6 protein-coding genes are annotated in these 6539 nt (G+C 73.5%); 3 read left to right on the forward strand and 3 right to left on the reverse strand.

The features are described 5' to 3' along the window. Nucleotides 1-113: 113 nt before the first annotated feature. The 3 genes from ACIA6T_RS10130 to ACIA6T_RS10140 all read left to right on the forward strand — a co-directional run bounded on the left by ACIA6T_RS10130 (nt 114) and on the right by ACIA6T_RS10140 (nt 3649). A complete protein-coding gene (locus tag ACIA6T_RS10130; protein ID WP_399446099.1) occupies nt 114-797 on the forward strand; it encodes a response regulator transcription factor in 684 nt (227 codons plus the stop codon). Between the two features lie 180 nt (nt 798-977). Then, complete coding sequence (locus ACIA6T_RS10135; RefSeq protein ID WP_399446100.1) at nt 978-1622, forward strand: DUF4255 domain-containing protein; 645 nt, start codon at nt 978-980, stop codon at nt 1620-1622. Then, on the forward strand, nt 1619-3649 hold the full coding sequence (locus ACIA6T_RS10140) for an ATP-binding protein (protein WP_399446101.1): 2031 nt from the start codon (nt 1619-1621) through the stop codon (nt 3647-3649). The genes ACIA6T_RS10135 and ACIA6T_RS10140 overlap by 4 nt, the downstream gene beginning before the upstream one ends. Nucleotides 3650-3679: 30 nt before the next feature. Here the strand turns inward: ACIA6T_RS10140 and ACIA6T_RS10145 are convergent, their stop codons facing one another. The 3 genes from ACIA6T_RS10145 to ACIA6T_RS10155 form a co-directional block, all read right to left on the reverse strand. Next, nucleotides 3680-5044: a ricin-type beta-trefoil lectin domain protein gene (locus ACIA6T_RS10145; RefSeq protein ID WP_399446102.1), complete on the reverse strand. Its 1365-nt coding sequence runs from the start codon at nt 5042-5044 to the stop codon at nt 3680-3682. A 114-nt stretch (nt 5045-5158) separates the two neighbouring features. Further along, on the reverse strand, nt 5159-5755 hold the full coding sequence (locus ACIA6T_RS10150) for a hypothetical protein (protein ID WP_399446103.1): 597 nt from the start codon (nt 5753-5755) through the stop codon (nt 5159-5161). Between the two features lie 30 nt (nt 5756-5785). Continuing rightward, the coding region (locus ACIA6T_RS10155) for a DUF4157 domain-containing protein (protein ID WP_399446104.1) at nt 5786-6539 on the reverse strand (754 nt) is incomplete at its 5' end.

The following is a 6539-nucleotide window of genomic DNA, read 5'->3' on the forward strand; positions in this document are numbered from 1 at the left end:
TGATCTCGTGGTGCGTCTCGTGGTTCTCCACGATTGCCCGCGTCCCACCCGGCACAGGAGTGTGTGACCGAAGCATCGGACGCGGACACCACAGCGGTGCCCGCAACTCGGGTATGGGGAATCGGTTGCGCAGCTCGTTCGGAACCTCGGAAACGGCCCCGGCCGCCGGGCAGGGGACCCGGATCCCCGTGGTGGTCGACGCCCCTGACCCCATCTCCCGGGCCGGCGCGGCCAGTGAACTCCGCCGGCACCCGGTCATCGAGCTGGTGGAGGACAGCCGCCCCGGTCCGGACACCGTGGCCCTCCTCATCAACGACCACCTGGACGAAGGCCTGTTGACCCGGATGCGCAAGCTCGTGCGCAGTGACGGCAGCCGCGCCGTGCTCGTGGTCGGCGCGATCCGGGAGAACGAGCTCCTCGACGTGGTCGAGTGCGGGGTCGGCGCGATCGTCTGGCGCCACGAGGCCACCGCGCACCGGATGGTGCGTGCCGTCGTGGCGGCCTCCCGGGGCGACGGGGACCTCCCCGGTGACCTGCTGGGCCGGCTGATCAACCAGGTGGGCACGCTGCACCGCACCTCGGCGGGCCATCCCGGCGGCCCCTCCTCCGGCCTGACGGCCCGGGAGGCCGACGTCCTGCGCCTCGTCTCCGAGGGCCTGGACACGGGAGAGATCGCCGGAAAACTCTCGTACTCCGAACGCACGGTCAAGAACGTGTTGCACGGCATCACCACCCGGCTGCACCTCCGCAACCGCGCGCACGCCGTTGCGTACGCCCTTCGGGAAGGTTACATCTGACCGAACAGGCAACCGAATTCACCCTCTTGGGCAGCCCGCCGTGCCCGCTCCCGTCCCCGGGGGCGGGCACGACGCCGCGCGTCCACGGGCACGATCGGTGGAGCCCGGCGGCCCGGTGGTACGGCAGCCGGTGAGCCAGTGAGCCGGTGTGCCGCATCACGGCAGAGCAGGAGTACGACGGTGATCCACGAGGTGGACGAGGTCCTCAAGGGGCTTCTCAGCAGCGGCGCCCTGGCCGGCTCGGGCATCGAGGTGTCGCTGGACGCCCCGACCCGGGACTGGGCGGCCCGCCGCAACGCGCCCGCCCTCAACGCCTACCTCTACGACATCCGTGAGGAGGTCTCACGGCGCGAACGCGGCACGGTCGCGGTCACCGACGGCAACGGCCTGACCGTGAAGCGCCGGCTGCCCCCACGCTGGTTCCGGCTGTCGTACCTGGTCACCGCCTGGACCAAGCAACCGCAGGACGAACACCGCCTGTTGTCCGCCGTACTGGCCACACTGCTGCCCCGCGAGATCCTGCCGCCCGCCGAACTCCCCGGCGCACTGGGCGCGCTGGGGCTCTCCGTGTCGCTGTCGGTGGCCGGCACCCAGACCGAGTCGCGGTCGCTGGCCGAGATCTGGTCCGCGCTCGGCGGTGAACTCAAGCCGTCGCTCGACCTGGTGGTGCTCGTCCCGTTCCCGTCCTTCCCCGAGTACGACGCCGGCCCGCCGGTCACCGAGGGCGCGGTCGTACGGGTCCGCTCGGTCGACGGCGCCCAGGACGACTCACCCGGTCGCGGCCACCGCCCGCACCACGTCGAGCGGGGGAGGCGGAACCGTTGAACGACCACCACCACGACCCGGCCGAGGCGCTCCTCGCACGCGTCACGCGGCTCCGGGAACGGGTCGCCCTGCTGGTCGAGCACCGCGCCGCCGGCGACCCGACCGCCGACGACCCGCTCCGCGGCCTGTACCTGTCCGAGGAGGCCGTACGGCACCACCTCCGCACCCCCTCCGCCCCACCGGGGGACCACGGGGCGGGGGACGGCGACGAGCCCCCCGGCGACCGGCTCGGTCCGCTCGCGCGGCGGCTCGGCCTGCGCCCGCTGGAGGTCTCGGTGCTGCTCGTGGCGCTCGCCCCGGACCTCGACCGCTCCTTCGAGCCCCTGTACGGCTACCTCAACGACGACGTGGGCCGCCGCCGCGCCACCACCGGGCTCGCGCTCGACCTGTGCGGCGCCCCCGTGCACCGGCCCGAGGCCCGCGCCGTCTTCCACCCCTCGGCTCCCCTGCGGTCCCTGGCCCTGCTCGACGTCGACGAACCCGAACGTCCTTTCCTCAGCCGGTCGTTGCGGGTCCCGGGCCGGCTCCTCGCCCACCTCCTCGGCGACGACACCCCGGATCCGTCGCTCGCCGGGCGGGTCCACCCGCTCACCGTGCCGTCCACCGCGGACATGCCCGACGGAGACACCTTCACCGGGCGGCTCGCCGCCCGGCTGGCCGCCGCCCCGCTCACCGTCTACCTGCGCGAACACCGCGAGGGCGAGGGCCTGGCGTACGCCGCGCGGGCCCTCCCCGGCGGCTCCCTGCACTACACCCCCCAGGAGCCGCACACCGGGGAACCGCCGGCCGCCCTGCTGCGCGAGGCCCGGCTGCGGGACTGCGCCGTGGTCGTCTTCCCGCTCCCGGACGACCCCGGGGCACTCGTGCGGGCACTGTCGGTGCCCGATGTGCCGGTGGTGTTCACCGGCTCCCGGCCGTACGACCCGCAGTGGTGCGACCACGACCCCCTCGTCCTGGACGCCCCCCGGCTGGGAGCGGGCGCCGTGGACACCTGGGCCGCGGCCCTGGACGACGGGGCGGAACCCGATGCCCGTACGGGCACACCCGCCGCCCCCTCCGGTCCCCTCGGCTTCGATCTCGCCGCCACCGTGGCCCCGTACCACCTGAGCACGGACCGGGTGGTGCGGGCCGTGCGAGCCGCCCGGCGCCTCGCCGCGTTCGACGGCACCGCTCTCACCCCCGGCCACCTCAGGCTCGCCGCACGCCAGCAGTCGACCTCGGGTCTGGAACAGCACGCCCGGCGGATCCGGCCGGCGGTGACCTGGGACGACCTGGTGCTGCCCGAGGCGCCCCTGGCCCAGCTGCGGGAACTGGCCCGGCGGGCCCGGCACCGCGACCGGGTGCTCGGCGACTGGCGGCTCAGCGCCGGCGGCGGCCGGGGCCGCGGCGTGCTGGGGCTGTTCGCGGGCGAGTCGGGCACCGGCAAGACGCTGTCCGCCGAGGTCGTCGCCGCCGAACTGGGCCTGGACCTGTACGTCGTACGGCTCTCCTCGGTCGTGGACAAGTACGTCGGCGAGACCGAGAAGAACCTGGAGCGCGTCTTCTCCGAGGCGGACCGCACCGACGCCGTCCTGCTCTTCGACGAGGCGGACGCGGTGTTCGGCAAGCGGTCCGAGGTCAAGGACGCGCACGACCGGTACGCCAACATGGAGAGCGCCTACCTGCTCCAGCGCCTGGAGTCCTTCGACGGCATCGCGCTGCTCACCACCAACCTGCGGGCCAACATCGACGAGGCGTTCACCCGGCGCCTCGACCTGGTGGTCGACTTCCCGTTCCCGGACGCCGGCCAGCGGCTCGCGCTGTGGCGGCACAGCCTCTCCCGCGTGCCGTGCGCGGACGGCGTCGACGCGCACGGCGTGGCACGGGACTTCGAGCTGGCCGGCGGTTCCATCCGCAGCGCCGTGGTCACCGCCGCCTACGCGGCCGTGGACCGGGGCGGCCCGGTCTCCACGGCCGACCTGTTGGAGGGCGCGCGACGGGAGTACCGCAAGGCGGGGCGGCTGGTGCCGGGCGAGGGCGCCTGGTAGCCGCCCCGGCCGGGGCGGCTCACCGCGGGGTCAGACCGTCTGCCGCTGCCACTTCTGGTTGGGCGTGCCCCCGGGCTTCCACAGGTGCAGCCCCGTGCCGTTCGCGGTGCCGCTCCACATGGCGTCGACGCACTTCTCCGACTGCGGGTTGACGAGGTACCCCTCGGCGCTCGTCACGAAGGTCTGGGCGGGGTTGCCGCTGCACCGGGCCAGCTGGATCAGGGCGCCCTCCTCCACGGAGCCCCAGGCCACGTCCATGCACATGTCCATGGAGCGGACGGTGCCGTCGCCCCGGAAGTCCCACCGCTGGTTGGCGGCCTCGGGGTCGCAGTCCTGCAGCACCAGGCCGGTGCCGTCCTGCGCCTTGCCCTTCTTCAGCGGGACGGTGATGCACCGCTTGGACCCTTCGCCCACGATGAGGTCACCGACCAGGACGGCCGGCTCGTCCTCCTCCTGGCCGCCGCCGGACGGCTCCTCCTCCTCCTCGGAGCCCGCGCCGGCCGCGTCCCCGTCGTCCGCGGGCTTCTCCTGTTCGGGCGCCTTCACCTCCGTCGACGGCTCGGCGCTCGGCAGGGCGGCCGGCGCGGACAGCGCGGGGCTGGGGACGGGAATCGCACCGGCCTCGGCCTGCGCCATCTGCTCGGTGGCCAGGGAACGGACGTCGGGCTTGTACGTCAGCCAGATCACCACGAACGCGACCGCCAGCGCCACCGTCATCGCCAGCACCGTGGCCAGCCATCCGGGCAGGAAGCCGCGCTGGACGAACGTCCCCTCCACCCCGAGCGGATCGACGCCCGACCGCTGGACCGCCAGCGTGTACGGGCGCTCCTGCTTCGAGCCGAACCAGATGATCTCCCGCGGCTTCAGCCGCGCCTTGACGAACACCGCCCGGCCGGGCTCGATCTGCACATTGCCCGGATCCAGGTCGAACGAGAGCTGGTCACCGTTGTCGCTCCCGCCGATCGACGCGGTCACCTTCGTGTTCCCGAGGTTGTCCACCGCCAGTTTCGGGCGCCCCCGCAGCCGCCCCTTCACCACCGGCGGCACCAACTCGGCGCGCACCTCGGTGAACGGGGTGACCGTCACGTTCCCCTCGGGGACGGCCGTCGCCTCGGGGTGCTCCGTCGGCGTGATCCGCACCGCGTACGGATGCGGTCCCGCCACCGCGTCCGGCGTCCGCGGCACGGCGAACGACACCTCCACCGTCCCCGTGGTCCCCGGGTACAACCGCAGCGACTGCGGCTCCACCCGCGCCCACGGCGCGAGATCCCCCACCGGCTCGAACCGGTACTCGTCCACCACGTCACCGGTGTTGCGCACCCGCAACCGCACCGTCGTGCCGCCACCGGGATCCACCGTCGTCGACGCCGGCTCAAGAGAAGTCCAAAGGGTCACGTATCGACGTTACGGGCTGCGCCCCGAGGGGTCAGGAGACTCCGAGGCAGGACCGGCTGCCCGGAAAGGCACCCGGCTGCCCGGTCCGGTGCCGGCACGTCCCCGGACCGCCGGCTAGCCGTCCGTCTCCCATTCGGACACGGACTCGTCCGGGTCGTGGCTGACCCCCTGGGCCGGCTCCGACATGTCGCCCTTGAGGACCCCGTCCTCCAGACGCTTGCCGGCCGCCTGCGCCTTGCGCCCGATGGCCGCCACCACCTCGGGGTGGGCCTTCATCCACTCCGGCATCACCCGGCCCGGGAAGAACTGGTCGTGGGTGCCCGCGGCCTCGACCCTGTACCCGTTGGGCGGGCCGATGTGCTCGTTGACGGCGTCGAAGGCCCACTGGCAGCCGCGGCACGCCTTCTTGACACCGCCCATCACGACCTTCTCGGGGGTGGCCCCTCCGGTTCTCGGGTTCGCCAGCCAGTGCTCCACGTGCTTGCCCAGCACGGTCATCTCACCGTGCCGGGACGTCCCCTTCGCCGCCGCCTCATTGTCCGCGAACCACTGGACCGGCTTCTTCAGGGCCTCGTCGACGGCGAGCAGGCCGGCGGCACCGCCGTGCGCCCCGGCGTAGGAACCGTCGACCCGGGCGCGGAACTTGAGCCGGTCCTTGCTGGCACGCGGCTCGACATTGCGGTTCCGCGTCGCGGCCTTCGCCTGCTGCACCTCCTCGGACTTGTCGACGTGGAGCCGCAGTTAGGCCTCGACCACCTGCTTGTCGTTCGCGGTCACCTTCCTGTCACCGGTGTTCCCCGCGATAGCGAGGTGACCGTCGGGCAGGAGCGACACGGCCAGATGGGGAGTGATCTTCTTCGCGCTGCGGGCGACGGTCTTCTTCTTCCGGTCGACGAAGTCGCCGTTGGTGTCGATGATGGTCTGCAACGCGATGCGGGACATCCGGTCCAGCACGCGCAGGGTCACGTCCCGGTCCAGGGCGCCCGTCTCCCGGGCCTGCCGGAAACCGGGGGCGGCGGCCTCCTCCGTCCCGGCGGTCCGCTGCACCTGTGGCGCACCCGTGTCCACGGCCCGCTGGACGCCGTGGGCGCCCTCCACGCCGGCCCGCACCGGGGCCGCGCCGCTCATCACCCGGCGGGCGTTCGCCTCGGCCTCCCGCTCGAAGCGGTCCGCGGGGTCGCTGACCTTCAGTCCGCTGCCGTTGTCGTGGCCGGAGACCGGCCCGCGCCGCTGCTGGATGACGTGCGTCAGCTCGTGCGCGAGGGTGTGCTTGTCCGCGCCGTCCCGGCCGACCACCACATGGCTGCCCGAGGTGTACGCGCGGGCCCCGACCTCCGCGGCGGAGCGCTGGGCCACCGCGTCCGTGTGCAGCCGCACATCACCGAAGTCCGCGCCGAGCCTGGCCTCCGTCTCCGTCCGCAGCGGGGTGTCCAGGGGCCGGCCCGCGGTACGCAGCACCTGGTGCACGGCCGACCGCTGCACCGAGGGGGAATCC

This window comes from Streptomyces sp. NPDC051740 (genome assembly GCF_044453165.1).
In the GTDB taxonomy this organism is placed as follows: domain Bacteria; phylum Actinomycetota; class Actinomycetes; order Streptomycetales; family Streptomycetaceae; genus Streptomyces; species Streptomyces atrovirens.